Consider the following 16,508-nt stretch of genomic DNA (forward strand, 5'->3'; position numbering starts at 1 on the left):
CTACGATCGTTGCAATTTAACTCGCTCGATGCCACCTCGTACCACTGGAGCAGCGATGGGTAAGCAGCGCACGCATGCCTGCGGGATCGCGGAGCTGGGCTTCGTGCCGCACAACCCGAGCGGTCCGGTCGGCGCCGCAGCGACCCTGCAACGGTCCCTCTTGCACCTGGAGGGCGGCTCATGACGGTCCCGCGGCCCCGAGAGCGGGCTGCCGGCGCGGACTGGGCCGGGACCGCCGCCGAGGCGTTGCCGGACGATGCGGACGCTGTTCTGATCGGCCGGATCTGGGATCCGTCCGTCGACGGCCCCACGCCCGTGGCCGTGCGCGACGGCGAGGTCATCGACCTCAGCCACCGGTTCCCGACCGTACGGGACATCTGCGAGCTGCCCGATCCCGCCGCGACCGTGGCCGGGCTCGACGGGGCGCGGGTGGGCGACTTCGGGGAGATCCTGGCCAACACGGGGGCCGCGACCCGGGACCGGGCTCGGCCCTGGCTGCTCGCCCCGGTGGACCTCCAGGCGCTCAAGGCAGCCGGCGTGACCTTCCCCATCTCGATGATCGAACGCGTCATCGAGGAACGGGCGCGGGGTGACCTGGCGCTCGCGGCCGACATCCGGCAACGGATGTTCGCCGACATCGGTGTCGACCTGCACAACCTGGAGGCGGGCTCGGCCGAGGCGGACCGGCTCAAGAGCCTGCTGGTCGCCGAGGGCATGTGGAGCCAGTACCTGGAGGTGGGGATCGGCCCGGACGCCGAGATCTTCACCAAGGGGCAGATCCTCAGCGCCGTCGGCACCGGCGTCCCGGTCGGCGTGCTCGCCGCGTCGACCTGGAACAACCCGGAACCCGAGATCACGCTCGTCGTCCAGTCCAGCGGCCGGATCGTCGGCGCCACCCTCGGCAACGACGTGAACCTGCGCGACATCGAGGGCCGCTCGGCGCTCCTGCTTCCCCTGGCCAAGGACAACAACGCCTCCTGCGCGCTCGGTCCGCTGATCCGGCTCTTCGACGACCGGTTCGGAATGGATCGGGTACGCGAACTCGAGGTGCGCCTGGAGGTCCACGGTCAGGACGGCTTCCTGCTGGAGGCGGTCTCGGAGATGACCCGGATGTCGCGCGACCCGGAGGAGCTGGTGCGGCAGTTGATCGGCCCGCACCACCACTATCCCGACGGGGCCGCCCTGATGCTCGGCACCATGTTCGCGCCCATCCAGGACCGGGACCGCCCCGGCGAGGGCTTCACCCACAAGGTCGACGACGTGGTACGGATCAGCTGCCCGGCACTCGGGACCCTGGTCAACCGGGTACGGCACGCCGAGGAGTGCGAACCCTGGCACTTCGGCGTCCGCGACCTCATGGGCAATCTGGTAAGGAGAGGACTGCTGTGAACGTGGTCAGCACTGTCGATCCGCGCGACGGTAGGCGTCGCGCGACGGATCTCACCGAGACCGACGAGTCTCGGCTGGAGGTGATCGCCGGTCAGGCGTCCCTGGCGACGCGGTGGTTGGCCGACCTCGGCAGGCTCGGCCGGGCCGAGCTGCTGGACGCGATCGCCGCGTCGCTGGAGGCCCACCGGGTGGATCTGGTCGCTGCCGCCGAGGCGGAGACCGGGCTGAGCCACGCGCGCCTCGACGGGGAACTCACCCGGGCCGCCGTCCAGTTCCGGATGTTCGGCGAGGTGCTGCGCGACGGGGCGTACGTCGAGGCGGCCATCGACCACGCCGCCGACACACCGCTCGGACCCGGCCCGGACGTGCGGCGGATGCTCGTACCCCTCGGGCCGGTCGCCGTCTTCGGCGCCAGCAACTTCCCGTTCGCCTTCTCGGTCGCCGGCGGTGACACGGCCGCCGCGCTGGCCGCCGGCTGTCCCGCGGTCCTGAAGGCCCACCCGTCGCACCCGTTGACGTCGCACGCCTCCGCCGCCGCGATCGCCTCGGCGGTCCGCGACCTGGGCGGGCCCGACGGTGTCATCGCGACCGTGTACGGGGAGCCAGCGGGCCGCTCGCTGGTGCGTCACCCCGCGATCCGCGCGGCCGCCCTGACCGGCTCGGTCAACGCGGCCCGCGCCATCCAGGCGGCCATCGACGAACGACCCGACCCCATTCCCCTGTACGCCGAACTGAGCAGCGTCAACCCGATCGTCGTCCTGCCCGCCGCGGCCGCCGAACGGGGTGACCGGATCGCCGAGGGCCTCTTCGGCTCCTTCACCGCCTCCGGCGGCCAACTGTGCACCAAGCCCGGCCTGGCGTTCATCCCGGCGGACGGGGGCGGTGACCAGTTGGTCGACGCCCTGCGGTCGAAGGTGGCCAACTCGGGCGGCACGGTTCTGCTCAACGAGCGCATCCGGGACGCGTACGAGAGCCGGGCCACGGAGTTCGAGCGGGCCGGTGCCCGGGTCTCGGCACGGGCCCAGGACGACGCCGGCGCGGGCTTCACCGCCGCACCGAGGCTCCTGGAGGTCGATCTGCCCGGCCTGACCGCCGAGATCGCCGACGAGTGCTTCGGTCCGCTCATGGTCGTGGTCCGGTATCACGACGCCGCCGAACTCGACGCCGCGCTGGGCGCCGTGCCCCCGTCGCTGACCGGCTCCGTCCATCGTGGCTCCGGTGACGACGCCGATGTCGTACGCCGGCTGGTCGACGTGCTCGCCGCCCGCGCGGGTCGCATCGTCTTCGACGGCTATCCCACAGGTGTCCGGGTGTCGTGGGCGCAGCACCACGGTGGACCCTGGCCGTCGACGAACGCCGTGCACACGTCGGTGGGCGCCACCTCGATCCGACGGTTCCTGCGCCCGTTGGCGTGGCAGGACGCCCCGGCCTGGGTTCTTCCCGAGGAGTTGCGCGACGAGTACACCGCCATTCCGCGGCGAGTCGACGGGAGGTTGGCGCCAGCGGCCGAATAACTGCGTCTGCCGGTCTTTCCCGGGTGCTTTTGTGGGCCACCCGTGGGTGGCGCGCGAATTCCGTGCGAAAACCGAACCGACACCGAATTCGCGCGCCAGTCGTCGAGGCGTCGCCGAAGCGTGCCCGAATTGTTTTCGACGGCGCTTTCGGATCCTATTTCCGGGCTCGTCCTGACCGTCAATGCAATTCCTGGTTCTGGGGAGGTCCCGGCCGCGCAACCCTGGCTTTCACCAGGGGTGCGCGGCCGGGGTGGCTCACGGGGTCACGTCGGTGGCGCGGAGTCGCAGCATGGTCCAGGAGGCGGGCGGGAGAGTCAGCTGGACGCTGGCGTCGCTGCTCCGGGCCGACTCGTTGGCGCGCGGCTCGGCGTGGTCCGGACCGTCGGCGCTGTTCTTGGCATCGAGGTCCGCACCGCCGACGGTGACGCACTCGATGATCGCGCCCACCTGGGCGCCGGCCACGTCGACTGTCACCTCGGCCGCGGTGTCGACGACCCGGTTGACGAGGAACACGGTCATCTCACCGGTGCCGTCGTCCCAGGTGGAGACCCCGTCGACCGCGTTGACCGCGCCGTAGCGGTCGGTGGTCGTCGTGCTGCTGTCCAGGAGCACGTCGAGGACGGCGCCCTGGGCGTGCCGGGCCGTGCGGGCGAAGGGGTGGAAGATGGTCTGCCGCCAGGCCGAGCCGCCCGGTTCGGTCATGATCGGTGCGATGACGTTGACCAGCTGGGCCTGGCAGGCGGCGGTCACCCGGTCGCTGTGCCGCAGCAGGCTGATCAGCAGGCCACCGACGACGACGGCGTCGGCCACGCTGTAGTGGTCCTCCAGCAGGGGCGGGGCGACCGGCCAGTCCTCGCCGCTGGGCGGTGTGGACGGCGCGGCCGACTGGTACCAGACGTTCCACTCGTCGAACGCGATCATGATCTTCTTGGTCGACCGGCGGATCGCACCTACCGAGTCGGCGATGGCGGTGACCGCGTCGATGTACCTGTCCATGTCCTCGCCCGAGGCGAGGAAGCTGGGCAGGTCGTCGTCGACCGGCTGGTAGTAGGCGTGCAGCGAGATCAGGTCGACGTCGTCGTACGCCTCGGTCAGCACGTCACGCTCCCAGCTGCCGAAGGTCGGCATGCCGAGGTAGGAGGAGCCGCAGGCGACGAGTTCGAGATCGGGGTCGAAGCGGCGCATCGCCTTCGCGGTCTGCGCCGCGAGTCGCCCGTACTCGGTGGCGCTGCGCTGGCCCACCTGCCACGGGCCGTCCATCTCGTTGCCCAGGCACCACAGCCTGATCCCGTACGGGTCGACGGCGCCGTTGTCGCGGCGTTGGTCGGCGAGGTGGCTCCCCGCGCGGTGGTTGGCGTACTCCAGCAGGTCGACGGCTTCAGCGGTGCCGCGGGTGCCGAGGTTGACCGCCATGATCGGGTCGACGCCCGCCTTGCCGACCCAGCGCATGAACTCGTCCAGCCCGAACGCGTTGGTCTCCAGGCTGTGCCAGGCGAGGTCGAGCCGTGCCGGTCGTTTGTCGACCGGGCCGATGCCGTCCTCCCAGCGGTAGGAGGAGACGAAGTTGCCGCCCGGGTATCGGACCGTGGTGATGCCCAGCTCGCGGACGAGCGCGAGGACGTCGCCTCGGAAGCCGTCCGCGTCGGCGCTCGGGTGGCCCGGCTCGTAGATTCCGGTGTAGACGCAGCGGCCCAGGTGCTCGACGAACGAGCCGAAGAGCCGCCGTGGCACCGGTGCGACGCGTCGACGGGGGTCCAGGAGCAGGCGCGCGTTGTTCACGACCGCCCTCCCTGCTTGTCGCGTGGGTGCCGGACCGGCGGTGCGGCGTGGTGGGGGAGTGGGGTCGTGCGGCCGGCCGAGCGCTGCGGCAGATGGTCGAGGTGGGTGTTCAGGGCGGGCTCCCTTCGTGCGAGGCCCCGACGTCGAGACCTGCATCGCGGCGGCGGGACCCGGGGGGGGTAGGTGCGAGCTCTGGACATCGCCATGATCGTCGATTACGTTCTCGATCTATGTAAACGTTACCGATCACGTTTGCGCAAGGGAACACGGCGCCCGTGGTCAATGTCCGCGCCGGGCGGCTCCGCAGCACGCCCCCGCGGGTGCTGCTGTCGCGCCCGCACGGCCCGTCCCGGCGCGCTGCCGCCCGGGACCGTCGACCGCATGCCGGCGAGCGTTCACCGACGTCCGAGAATGGTTCCTGACGGCGAGTGCCGTCTCGTTGTTCGGGGTGGAGCGGGCGCGGAAATCGCGGCCCACTTCGACCGCTGGTGATGGCAGCCGATCGCGTTCTCTGCATCGGTTACCACAGTGGGAAGTGCACCCTGCGAGCATCCCGTTAGGACCTTCCGGTCGCGCATCGCGGAGAGGCGAAGAGGTCTTGTGTTCGTAATCGGTGTCCGTTACGTTGGCAACATCCTGGAAACGTAACCGATAACGATTGCAGTCCAGAGAGAGCCGCATGATTGAAGCCAATGCGCCGGTAACAATGAGTGATGTCGCCCGGGTCGCAGGCGTTTCCACAGCCACCGTCTCGCGCGTGGTCAACGGGCATTACGGCGTCAGCGCCCGCACGATCGCTCGGGTCCGTACCGCCATCGAGCAGCTCGGCTACGAGTCGAGCCTGGTGGCGTCGAGCCTCCGACGCAGCCGCACCAACGTTCTGGGCCTCGTGGCGCACAGCTTCCAGTCGTTCACGGCGGAGGTGCTCAAGGGGGTCATGAAGGCCCTGAGTCGCTCCGGCTTCGACCTGATCATCTACGCCAACAGCGACCTCTACGGGTCGTACTCGGAGGGTTGGGAGCAGCGGCACCTGACCCGTCTGTCGGGCACCCTCACCGACGGGTGCATCGTCGTCACGCCCTGGGGCGAGGTGCGCAGCCGGACACCTGTCGTGGCCATCGACCCGGTACGGGGCTCGACGGCGCCCTCGGTCACCGCCGACAACCTCGTGGGCGCGACCACCGCGGTCGAGCACCTGCTCGGTCTGGGCCACCGACGCATCGGGTTCATCGCGGGTCGCGACAGTCTGGCCTCGGCGTGGTCGCGGGAGGAGGGCTACCGGGCGGCGCTGGCCGAGGCCGGCGTCCCGGTCGACCCGACGTTGATCGGCAGGGGGGATTTCAACCCCGAGTCCGCAACTCCGTTGGCGCGAGCGCTGCTGCGACGAGCGGATCCGCCGTCGGCGATCTTCGCGGCGAGCGACGGGATGGCTCTCAAGGTCCTGGAGGTCGCCAGGGAGCTGGGGCTCTCCGTCCCGGGGGACCTGTCCGTCGTCGGGTTCGACAACATCCCGGAGTCGGCGTCGACCGAGCCGGGTCTGACCACAGTGGACCAGTCGATGTATCAGCTCGGCTACGAGGCCGCGCGGATGCTCAAGTCACTGGTGACGGGCGAGTGGGACGAACCGAACCAGCTAGTGCTACCGACCAGCCTCGTGGTCCGCAGCTCGACCGCAGCACCGAAGAGCGCGGCACGACAATGACATCCGCCAACGGGTGCCCGAGCCTGATCGCTCCCGACCGGGCGATCAGGTCAGGTGTGCCCGTGGGAACAGCCTGAAGGAGGTGCACGAAGCACACACGGCCAGATCCACCGTTGAGTTGCGCCGGTCAGTCGGGTCGCATCCGCTGCCGGCACCTTGAAGGGAGTGGAGTGTGACTACCGAACAGTATCATGGGCGCTTACGCCACCCGGGCGTACGCCGACGGCTGTCGGCGGCGTTCACCGCAGGTGTCATCGCCGGCGCGGCGGTGCTCCTCGCGCCGCAACCCGCGGCGGCTGACACGCCGTGGCTGGCCGTCTCCCCGGACCGCTACGCCTCGTTCTCCGTGCCGGCCGCGTACGTCCAGGAGAAGCTGGGCACTGTCTCGCAGGTCGTCGTCGAGGGAAACTTCGGACCGTCCGCCGCCTGGGCGGAATTCGGTCTGACCCGGCGCGGTGACGTGTGGTCCGGTGTGCTGGGCGCGCTGAAGCCCGGGCTGTACCAGTACCAGCTCACCGCCGACGACACCAAGAGCATCAAGGACCCGACGAACGGTACGAGCGTGGCGTCCGACCCGCTCCTGAGCACCTTCCTGGTCGCGGGCGATTCGGCACGCTGGCTGGCCGACGCCCCGGCCGGCACCGGCGGCACGGTCGGGACGTTGACCTACCGGGTGCGCGGCGAGCAGCGCTCGGCCCTGGTCTGGACTCCGCCGGGGTACGCGGCCAAGGCGCCGAAGGGCTACCCCACGCTGTTCCTGGAGTCGGGCGACGGTGTGGCCGCCACCGACTGGCTCGACCTCGGGCGCACGAAGCAGATCCTCGACAATCTGTCGGCGGCCGGCGTCCTGCAGCCGATGGTGGTGGTGATCGCCGACAGCGCGGACGATCGGGAGTTGAAGGATCTGCGCAAGGCGGTCGCCGACCACTACCGGGTCCTTCGCGATCCCGCGCACCAGGCCATCGCGGGCGTGTCCGAGGGGGGCACGCGGGCGCTGGCGGCCGCGCTCGCCACGCCGCGCCAGTTCGGCTACGTCGGTTCGTTCTCGGGCACGTCGGCTCCGGCGATCGACCGCAGGGACGCCAAGGCGATCAACCGCGACGTCAGGTTGCTGCGCCTCTACACCGGAAACGTCACCGACCCCGCGTACAACACCACCTACCGGCTGATGAGGGCGTTGGATCGAGCCGAGGTCAGGTTCGAGTTCGACGGGGTCGACCCGGACGGCGGCGCGAACTGGACCACCTGGCAGGAGAACCTGGTGGACTTCCTGCCGCGGCTGTTCCGGCACGTGGCGGATCACGGCCCGAGTGCCGGTCACCAGCCGTTGAAGCGCGAGTTCAACCCGCCGCCGGCCGGCACCACCCCGACGCCCTTCGTCAGCGAGGGCGGGTTCGTCACCTTCGAGACGACCACGGACTTCACTGACGCTCAGCACGTCACGGTGTGGGCCAACATCGCGCCGGGCGGCAGTTGGCTGCGCGTGCCGATGACGCGGGACGGCGACCGGTGGCGGGCGACAGTGGGGCCGCTGAAGCCCTGGTTCTACTACTACCGGCTGATGGTCGACCGGGTCCCGTTCAAGGACGTCTCGAACCCGACGACTGTGACCTCCGAACCGATGTGGAGCACCTTCCTCCTCCCGGGGCCAGGCGCCCGACTGCTGTCGGACGTGCCCGCCGGCCAGGGCGGGAAGGTCGAGAGCATGACCTACACCAGCACGGTGGCGGGGCAGGACCGCACCGCGCTGGTGTGGACCCCACCGGGGTACGACCCGGGCCGGGCACAGCCGTATCCCGTCCTCTATCTCCAGCACGGCAGCGGCCAGAGCTACACGGACTGGGTCGAGATGGGACGCGCCAAGCAGATCCTCGACCATCAGTTCCTCGACGGCGACCTCACGCCCATGGTCGTGGTGATGGGCAACGGCAACTCGGCGAACTTCAACAAGGAGCTGTTGGAGAACATCGTGCCGACGGCCCGGGCCCGCTACCACGTCTCCAGTGATCCGTCCCAGCAGGCCCTCGCCGGCCTGTCGATGGGCGGCGGGCAGGCGTTGGGCGTGCTGCGGGCCTACCCGGGGGAGTTCGCCTACGTGGCGGCCCTCTCGGCCGGGTTCGGCAGCGGCACCGGCGTCGACGTGGCCGCGATCAACAACGGGACGAAGATGCTGCGCCTGTACGTGGGCGACCAGACCGACTTCGTGTACCCGAGCTTCATGGCCTCGCTGACCACGTTGAACACCCTCGGTATCCGCTACGAGTTCGACGGCGTCACCCCCGGCCCGCACGGCTGGGACGTGTGGCAGAAGAACCTCATCGACCTGGCGCCGCGTCTGTTCAAGCGCTAGGAGCCTCCCCGGCGACGCCACCGGGAGCAGGTTCTCCTGCCCCGGTGGCGCCCGCCCAGCGCACGGATGCCTGTGCACCGCCACCACCGAAGGGAACCATCTCAATGAAGAGAAGACGCATACTCGCCACGGTGGCCATGCTCGCGGTCGGGAGCGGCCTGGTCGCCTGCTCCTCGGACGAGGGCGGCAGCGGCGCGAGCAACTGCACGAACACCATCACCAAGCAGAACGTGCCGGTCGTGACGATGTGGGGGTGGTACCCCAACACGCAGCTCGTCGTCGACAACTTCAACAAGCTGCACGACGACGTACAGGTCTGTTGGACCAACGTCGGGCAGGGCGGCGACGAGTACGACAAGTTCCAGACGGCGATCTCGGCGGGCACCGGCGCTCCCGACGTGATCATGGTCGAGGCGGACCGGATCCCGACCTTCCAGATCCAGGGCGCGCTCGTCGACATCAAGCAGTACGGCTACGACGCGGTCAAGGCCAACTACGGCGAGGGCGCCTGGAAGGACGTGTCGGTCGGCGACGCGGTCTACGGCGTCCCGGTCGACGGTGGCCCGATGGGCATGATCTACCGGAAGGACATCTTCGACAAGTACAAGATCAGTCCGCCGAAGACCTGGGCCGAGTACGAGCAGGCCGCGCAGAAGGTGAAGGACGCCGGTGGTCCGCTGTTCGGGGATCTCGGCGCGAACGTCCCGGCGGTCCTGATGGCGCTGCAGATCCAGAAGGGTGCCGCGCCCTTCACCTTCGATCCGGCGCAGCCGAAGTCGATCGGGGTGAAGCTCAACGACCAGGCGTCCAAGGACGTGCTCGACTACTGGGGCGGGCTCGCCCGCAAGGGCCTGGTCGGTACGCAGGACCAGTTCACCCCGGAGTACATCTCCGGCGTGATCAACGGCAAGTACGCGACGTACATCTCGGCGGCCTGGGCGCCTGGCTACCTCACCGGCGCGGGTGTCGGTAAGGGTCAGGACACCGGCAAGTTCGCGGTGGCGCCGCTGCCGCAGTGGGATCCGGCCAACCCGGTGCAGGTGAACTGGGGTGGGTCGGCCTTCTCGGTGACCAAGCAGGCGAAGAAGCCGGAGCTGGCGGCGAAGGTCGCCTACGGGCTCTACGCCGACAAGGAGTCACTCACCGACGGCTGGACCAACCAGATCATCTTCCCGCTGAACCTCACGGCGCTCAAGGATCCCGCGTTCGTCGACCTGAAGGTGGCGTTCTTCGACGGCCAGCAGGCGAACAAGGAGGTCTACCTCCCCGCCGCCGAGGCCTACAAGGGTGTCGCCTACGCGCCCTTCGGTCAGTACTACCTCGACGCCATGACGAAGCAGGTCAGCGAGATCATCAAGGGCTCCGTCACCGGGTCGCAGGCTGCCGACAAGCTCCAGGAGGACGTGGCGAAGTACGCCAAGGAACAGGGCTTCACCGTTCAGTGACACCGATGGGTGGGCCGCGCCGGCACCGGCCGGCCGGCCCACCCACGGTCCCCAGCGTCCACGTCCCGGAGACCAAAGATGACACTCCTGACCGAGAAGCGCGCACGGCGTCCCGAGAATGAGACGCGCAAGATCCGTGGCAAGGTGCACCTCCGCGAGCACCTGATGGGGTGGCTCTTCGTCGGGCCATTCGCTGTCGTCTTCCTGGCGTTCCTCATCGCGCCGCTGGCGTACGCGCTGTACCTCAGCCTCTTTCAGAAGAAGCTGATCGGCGGCACCAGCTTCGTCCTCTTCGACAACTACGTGAAGGCGTTCACCGACCCGAGCTTCCTGTCCGGGGCGTGGTTCGTCATCCGCTTCTCGCTCGTCTCCATCCCGCTGCAGATCGTCCTCGCGCTCGTGATGGCCCTCATCCTGGACTCGGTGACCACGCTGTTCGCGCGCTTCTCCCGCCTCATGATCTTTCTGCCGTACGCGATCCCCACCGTCATCGGGGCGGTGATGTGGGGGTTCCTCTACAGCAAGGGCTTCGGCCCGCTCACCGACATCTTCGGGCTGTTCGGCGCCACCGCGCCCGACTTCCTGGGCAGCAACCTGATCTTCTATGGCCTGCTCAACGTCGTCACCTGGCAGTGGGCCGGCTACTACATGATCATCCTGTATGCGGCGTTGCAGGGAGTCGACCCGACGCTCTACGAGGCCGCCCGGATGGACGGCGCCGGACGATGGCAGATCGCGACCCGCATCAAGATCCCGCTGATCGCGCCCGCGTTGATCCTGATCCTGGTCTTCTCGCTCATCGGCACCCTGCAGTTCTTCAACGAACCGCAGATCCTGCGCTACCTCGCCGCGGGCACGATCGGCTCCGACTTCACGCCCAACATGTACGCGTACCAACAGGCGTTCTCGCTCGCCAACTTCAACTACGGGTCCGCGATCTCGTTCGCCCTCGGCGGCATCGTGTTCATCTGCGTGTACGCCTTCCTGTTCTTCACCCGCAAGCGGAGGAGCTTCCTGTAGATGACCGACCACACAAGCGTCCGCGCAGGCTCTCGCCGCCCGCAGCGCTATCTCCCTCTGCAGATCCTCCTCGGCTTCCTGGTGATCTATTTCCTCGTGCCGTTCTGGTGGGTCATCGTCAACAGCTCCAAGGACGCGCCGGGCCTGTTCGGTGGCGGCAACACCCTCTGGTTCACCGACCAGATCGACTACCTCGGCAACCTCAAGCAGCTCTTCACCTACGACGGTGGCATCTACCTGCGGTGGATCCTCAACTCCACCCTGTACGCCATCGCCGGCGGAATCGGCGCCACGGTCCTGTCGGTAATGGCCGGCTACGGCTTCGCCAAGTACCGGTTCGCCGCGCGGCGCTTCAGCTTCGCCGTCGTGCTCGGCGCGCTGATGGTGCCCGCCACCGCCCTGGTCATCCCGACCTTCATCATGTTCTCCCGGCTCGGCATGACGAACACCGTCTGGGCGGTGATCCTCCCGTCGCTGCTCAACCCGTTCGGCGTCTACCTGATGCACGTGTACGCGCGTGACGCGGTGCCGGACGAACTCCTGGACGCGGCGCGGGTCGACGGCGCGGGAGAGGTGCGGACGTTCATCCAGATCGCTCTTCCGCTGATGCGCCCCGCGGTGGTCACCGTGCTGCTCCTGTCGGCCGTGGCGTCCTGGAACAACTACTTCCTGCCCCTGGCCATGCTCTCGGACAACCGGCTCTTCCCGGTCACCGTCGGCCTCGGCCTCTGGCAGGGGATCGCGTCGGCGAACAACTCGGGAGGCACCTCGCTGTGGAGCCTCATCATCCTGGGCTCGCTCGTGTCCGTGATCCCACTGGTCATCGCGTTCTTCAGCCTGCAACGACACTGGCGCGGCGGACTGTCCGTCGGAGGCCTCCGGTAGGCCGCCCTTCCCACCAGGAGCCCGGGCGGATGAACAGAAAGGTGTGCTGATGTCGACGACGGATCGAGCGCTGCGTAGCGGGCAATGGTTCGGCGCGGAAGGCCGTAACGGGTTCATCCATCGGTCCTGGATGCGCAACCAGGGTTTCGCGGACGACGTCTTCGACGGTCGCCCGGTGATCGGCATCGCCACCACCTGGTCGGAGCTGACGCCCTGCAACGCCCATCTGCGCGACCTGGCCGAATCGGTGAAGCGGGGCGTGTGGGAGAGCGGCGGTCTGCCGCTGGAGTTCCCGGCGATGAGCCTGGGTGAGCCGCTCATGCGACCCACCACCATGCTCTACCGCAACCTGCTGGCGATGGAGTTGGAGGAGTCGGTCCGCGCCAACCCGCTCGACGGGGTGGTCCTGCTCTCCGGCTGCGACAAGACCACTCCCGGCCTGCTGATGGGGGCGGCGAGCGTCGACCTGCCGACGCTGATGATGACCGGCGGGCCGATGCTCAACGGCAAGTTCCGCGGTCAGGACATCGGCTCGGGCACCGTCGTCTGGCGCTTCACGGAGGAGATGCGGGCCGGCCGGATGACCGCCGCGGACTGCGCCGAGGCGGAGGTCGGCATGTCCCGCAGCCGGGGCCACTGCATGACCATGGGTACCGCCTCCACGATGGCGTGCGTGACCGAGGCGCTGGGCGTGCAACTGCCGGGGGCCGCTGCCGTGCCGGCTGTCGACTCCCGGCGGTACGCGCTCGCCCAGGCCGCCGGCCGCCGGATCGTCGCCATGGTCGGCGAGGACCAGCGGCTGTCCTCGGTGCTCACCCGGGAGGCGTTCGAGAACGCGATCCGGGTCAACGCCGCGATCGGTGGCTCCACCAACGCCGTCGTGCACCTGCTCGCGATCGCCGGACGCCTCGGCGTGCCCCTGTCGTTGGAGGACTTCGACACCCTCACCGCAGACGTGCCGCTGCTGGTCAACCTCATGCCGTCCGGGGCGTACCTGATGGAGGACTTCGCCTACGCGGGGGGCCTTCCGGTGGTGATGAAGGAGCTCGCGCCGCTGCTGCACACGGACCACATCACCGTCAGTGGCAGGAGCGTGGCGGAGAACGTCGACGGCGCGCAGTGCTGGAACCGGGACGTCATCGCCACCATGGAGGAGCCGTTCCAGGCCGCCGGTTCGGGCACCGTCGTGCTGCGCGGCTCGCTCGCGCCGTCCGGGGCGGTGCTGAAGGTCTCCGCGGCCTCCGCCCACCTCCTCACGCACACCGGCCCGGCGCTCGTCTTCGACCGGATCGAGGAGTACGTCGTCGCCGCCGACGACCCGGACCTCGACGTCACACCCGACACGGTGATCGTCGTGCGCAATGCCGGACCACGTGGCTACCCGGGCTTCCCGGAGGTGGGCAACGTGCCCATGCCCCGCCGGTTGCTCGCCGACGGCATCACGGACATGGTGCGGATCTCGGACGCCCGCATGAGCGGCACCGGCTACGGCACGTGCGTCCTGCACGTGGCGCCGGAGGCTTCCGTGGGCGGGCCTCTGGCGCTGGTACGCACCGGCGACCTGGTCCACGTCGACGTCACCACGCGTCGCCTGGACCTCCTGGTCGACGATGCCGAACTCGCCGAACGCCGTGCCGCCTGGGAACCGCCACCGCCAGTGGCCGATCGAGGGTGGACGCGGCTGTACAGCGAGCATGTTCTGCAGGCCGACAGCGGCGCGGACCTCGACTTCCTCGTCGGTGGCAGTGGCAGCGCAGTGCCCCGTCACTCACACTGACGGCCCCGGAACGTACGAGGAAACGACTCATGGAAGAACGGACGGCCCGCCAGTGCGAGTTCACACGGAGAAAGCGGTGACCGCCGCCCATCGGCCACCGGTGATGGCGGACGTCGCCCGGCTGGCGGGCGTGTCGCACCAGACGGTGTCCCGGGTCATCAACGGGGCACCCGCCATCAGGCGCGAGACGCGGGAACGGGTTCTCGAGGCCATCCGACGGCTCGACTACCGCCCCAACACCGCCGCCCGCGCGCTGGTTCGCGGACGCTCCGGGATGATCGGCATCATCGGTACGGCCAGGACGCTGTTCGGTCCGACGAGCATTCACCGCAGCGTCGAGGATGCCGCCCGCGCCGCCGGCTACTTCGCCACCTCGGTGAGCCTTTCGGAGGTGACGGTACGCGCGCTCAGCGACGCCACCGAACACCTCATGCGCGTCGGCGTGGAGGGCGTCGTGATGATCGCCGGCAACGACGAGGCTCTCGAGGTGGTGCGGATGACCCGATCCGGTGTCCCCTTCGTGGTCGTGGAGGGCGATCTGTCCAGGGCCAGCGTCACCGTCGGCGTCGACCAGGTGCTCGGCGCCCGGATGGCGACCGACCACCTGCTCGGCCTCGGGCACCAGGAGATCGTGCACGTGTCAGGTCCGCTCAACTGGGCGGAGGCTCGCGCCCGCCGCGACGGCTGGCGTGCGGCGATGAGTGCGGCGGGCCTACGCCCGCCCGAGCCGGTCCAGGGTGACTGGATGGCCCACAGCGGCTATGTCGCCGGACTGCGGATCTGCGAGATGCCCGGGACCACCGCGGTCTTCGCCGCCAACGACCAGATGGCCATCGGGGTGCTGCGCGCGCTGCACGAACGGGGACGGCGAGTGCCCGAGGACATCTCCGTCGTCGGATTCGACGACGTCCCCGAGGCGGCGTACCTGATTCCGCCGCTGACCACGATCCAGCAGGATTTCGGCGCGGTAGGTCAACGGGCCATCACTGCCGTCACCCAGGCCATCGACGACACGGCGCCGCAGCCACTGCCGTTGGTCGTCCCCAAGCTCGTGGTGCGTGCGAGCACAGCGCCGCTGAGCGCCACGTGAGCGACTGTGACCCGCCGCCCACCCGAGCGGGCTCGGCGTGACGCCGAGCCCGCCCGGTTCGGTCCAACCGTGATCATTAGTTCAGGGCGGTGAGCCGGAACTGCTGGTTGGTCTGGCCGTGGCAGTCGTAGAGCTGGACCTGGGCGCCGTTGGCGGTGCTCCAGACGTCCAGGCATCGTCCGGACTGGACGCTGCTGATGGTGCCGTTGGAGTTGACGTTCCACTGCTGGTTGGTCTGGCCGTGGCAGCTGTAGATCTGCACGGCCGCGCCGTTACCGGTGCCCGCCGCGTCCAGGCACATGGTGCCGTACACCTGTAGTTGTTTGTTGGCGGTGTAGGTCCATGCCTGGTTGGCCTGCCTGTTGCAGTCCCAGAGGTGCACCCGCGTGCCATTGGTGCGCGAGGCGTTGGGCACGTCGACGCACCGACCGGACTGCGTGCCGACGATCTGGCTGGCCGAGCCGGGCGGCGTGGTGGGTGTGACGGTGGGCGTCGGTGTCGGGGTGCTCGTCGGGGTGGTGGTCGGCGTCGGGCTGGTCGGCGTCGACGGCAGCAGCGGGCAGGTGCTGCGGTAGGTGACCACGCCGCTGTTGTCCAGCAGCGGGCAGAGGAACTGGCTGTACCGGGCGTCGTTGTCGAGGAACATCTTGACGAACGGCAGCATGGTGCGGACCAGCACGGGGTTCGACCGTCCGACCATGAACCCGTGGTCCGCGCCGGCGACCTCCAGGTACGTGCTCTCGGTCGTGGTCGGGAGGCTGTTGTACAGGCCGGTGGCGTAGGACGGGGTGACCACCGTGTCCGCCTGGCCGGCGAAGATCATGGTGGGCACCCGGTCGTTGGCCAGGTTCGACGACGGCGAGTACGGCGCGATGCCGACGACCGCCTTCAGCGACGGACGCCTGGTGGCTGCGCTCAGCGCCCCGCCGCCGCCCATGGAGTGGCCGGCGACGGCCAACCGGTTGGGGTCGACCCGGTCGCGTACCGGGCTCTGCTGCGTCAGGTAGTCCAGCGCGGCCAGCAACTGGGTGCCCCGGGCCGTGTCGAAGTCGTTGCGGCTGTTGGTCTCGATGCCGATCACGACGAAGCCGTGGGAGGCCAGCCACGGGCCCATCCAGGCCAGTTCGGCGGAGAACAACGCGGTGTAACCCGGGGAGATCGCGATGGCCCCGAAGGTGCCCTGGCTGGTGTCGGTCGGGTAGTAGATCCGGCCACCGTTGAAGCCGTACCCGGTCGGGACGCTTACCGACGTGTTCGCGAAGGGGCCGTTCACGGCGGTGACGCTGGCCGCGGTGGGGTCCGGGCCGCGCTGGTACGGGTTGTCGGCGGCCGATGCCGACCCCGTCGCCACGGCGATGGTGAGCAACCCGACCGCGGCGGCGATCCCGGCCGCGGCGAGCTTGAGGAGCCGTCCGCGCGAACGCGGGGACGGTCGGTCGGCATGGGTGTCACCCGGGGGCGGGGGGTGGTCTGCGGGTCCTCGCACTGTCGGTACCTCCTGGTGGGTGGATGAGTGCCCCGACGCTGTCCGATCGTCGGCGTTGCAGCGTCAGCCGA

12 protein-coding genes are annotated in these 16,508 nt (G+C 69.3%); 10 read left to right on the forward strand and 2 right to left on the reverse strand.

Annotated elements, in window-relative coordinates; translation table 11 throughout:
- The first annotated feature begins 55 nt into the window (after positions 1 to 55).
- From B0E54_RS32315 to B0E54_RS00700, 3 genes are read left to right on the forward strand one after another with little or no spacing between them, the layout of a single operon-like run.
- On the forward strand, positions 56 to 184 hold the full coding sequence (locus tag B0E54_RS32315; RefSeq protein WP_255786187.1) for a hypothetical protein: 129 nt from the start codon (positions 56 to 58) through the stop codon (positions 182 to 184).
- The gene (locus B0E54_RS00695) at positions 181 to 1,389 is read left to right on the forward strand and encodes a fumarylacetoacetate hydrolase family protein (RefSeq protein ID WP_234581046.1); all 1,209 of its coding nucleotides are present in this window, start codon (positions 181 to 183) and stop codon (positions 1,387 to 1,389) included. The genes B0E54_RS32315 and B0E54_RS00695 overlap by 4 nt, the downstream gene beginning before the upstream one ends.
- Positions 1,386 to 2,903: an aldehyde dehydrogenase family protein gene (locus B0E54_RS00700; RefSeq protein WP_234581048.1), complete on the forward strand. Its 1,518-nt coding sequence runs from the start codon at positions 1,386 to 1,388 to the stop codon at positions 2,901 to 2,903. The genes B0E54_RS00695 and B0E54_RS00700 overlap by 4 nt, the downstream gene beginning before the upstream one ends.
- Before the next feature lie 255 nt (positions 2,904 to 3,158).
- On the opposite strand, the gene B0E54_RS00705 is transcribed toward B0E54_RS00700, so the two are convergent.
- Positions 3,159 to 4,682, reverse strand: a complete 1,524-nt coding sequence (locus B0E54_RS00705) for an alpha-N-arabinofuranosidase (RefSeq protein WP_234581053.1) — start codon at positions 4,680 to 4,682, stop codon at positions 3,159 to 3,161.
- 706 nt (positions 4,683 to 5,388) lie between these two features.
- Here B0E54_RS00705 and B0E54_RS00710 point away from each other — a divergent pair.
- The 7 genes from B0E54_RS00710 to B0E54_RS00740 all read left to right on the forward strand — a co-directional run bounded on the left by B0E54_RS00710 (position 5,389) and on the right by B0E54_RS00740 (position 14,951).
- Positions 5,389 to 6,384: a LacI family DNA-binding transcriptional regulator gene (locus tag B0E54_RS00710; RefSeq protein WP_255786216.1), complete on the forward strand. Its 996-nt coding sequence runs from the start codon at positions 5,389 to 5,391 to the stop codon at positions 6,382 to 6,384.
- 172 nt (positions 6,385 to 6,556) lie between these two features.
- Entirely contained in the window at positions 6,557 to 8,734 is a 2,178-nt protein-coding gene (locus B0E54_RS00715; RefSeq protein ID WP_234581057.1) for an alpha/beta hydrolase-fold protein, read from the forward strand.
- A gap of 104 nt (positions 8,735 to 8,838) precedes the next feature.
- A complete protein-coding gene (locus B0E54_RS00720) occupies positions 8,839 to 10,179 on the forward strand; it encodes an ABC transporter substrate-binding protein (protein ID WP_234581059.1) in 1,341 nt (446 codons plus the stop codon).
- A gap of 78 nt (positions 10,180 to 10,257) precedes the next feature.
- Entirely contained in the window at positions 10,258 to 11,199 is a 942-nt protein-coding gene (locus B0E54_RS00725; RefSeq protein ID WP_234581061.1) for a carbohydrate ABC transporter permease, read from the forward strand.
- The gene (locus tag B0E54_RS00730) at positions 11,200 to 12,084 is read left to right on the forward strand and encodes a carbohydrate ABC transporter permease (protein WP_234581062.1); all 885 of its coding nucleotides are present in this window, start codon (positions 11,200 to 11,202) and stop codon (positions 12,082 to 12,084) included.
- Between the two features lie 49 nt (positions 12,085 to 12,133).
- Positions 12,134 to 13,861, forward strand: a complete 1,728-nt coding sequence (locus B0E54_RS00735) for an IlvD/Edd family dehydratase (RefSeq protein ID WP_234581063.1) — start codon at positions 12,134 to 12,136, stop codon at positions 13,859 to 13,861.
- A 76-nt stretch (positions 13,862 to 13,937) separates the two neighbouring features.
- Positions 13,938 to 14,951, forward strand: coding sequence for a LacI family DNA-binding transcriptional regulator (locus B0E54_RS00740; RefSeq protein ID WP_234581064.1), 1,014 nt, complete (start codon positions 13,938 to 13,940; stop codon positions 14,949 to 14,951).
- 76 nt (positions 14,952 to 15,027) lie between these two features.
- On the opposite strand, the gene B0E54_RS00745 is transcribed toward B0E54_RS00740, so the two are convergent.
- Positions 15,028 to 16,437: a ricin-type beta-trefoil lectin domain protein gene (locus B0E54_RS00745; RefSeq protein ID WP_234581066.1), complete on the reverse strand. Its 1,410-nt coding sequence runs from the start codon at positions 16,435 to 16,437 to the stop codon at positions 15,028 to 15,030.
- Positions 16,438 to 16,508: the final 71 nt, after the last annotated feature.

It is taken from the genome of Micromonospora sp. MH99, from assembly GCF_021442385.1.
In the GTDB taxonomy this organism is placed as follows: Bacteria; Actinomycetota; Actinomycetes; order Mycobacteriales; family Micromonosporaceae; genus Micromonospora.

Excerpts from the sequence above, each read along its gene's own strand:
- B0E54_RS00725 (WP_234581061.1), top strand. The coding sequence starts at position 10,258 with ATGACACTCCTGACCGAGAAGCGCGCACGGCGTCCCGAGAATGAGACG.
- B0E54_RS00730 (WP_234581062.1), top strand. The coding sequence starts at position 11,200 with ATGACCGACCACACAAGCGTCCGCGCAGGCTCTCGCCGCCCGCAGCGC.
- B0E54_RS00735 (WP_234581063.1), top strand. The coding sequence starts at position 12,134 with ATGTCGACGACGGATCGAGCGCTGCGTAGCGGGCAATGGTTCGGCGCG.
- B0E54_RS32315 (WP_255786187.1), top strand. The coding sequence starts at position 56 with ATGGGTAAGCAGCGCACGCATGCCTGCGGGATCGCGGAGCTGGGCTTC.
- B0E54_RS00695 (WP_234581046.1), top strand. The coding sequence starts at position 181 with ATGACGGTCCCGCGGCCCCGAGAGCGGGCTGCCGGCGCGGACTGGGCC.
- B0E54_RS00710 (WP_255786216.1), top strand. The coding sequence starts at position 5,389 with ATGAGTGATGTCGCCCGGGTCGCAGGCGTTTCCACAGCCACCGTCTCG.
- B0E54_RS00720 (WP_234581059.1), top strand. The coding sequence starts at position 8,839 with ATGAAGAGAAGACGCATACTCGCCACGGTGGCCATGCTCGCGGTCGGG.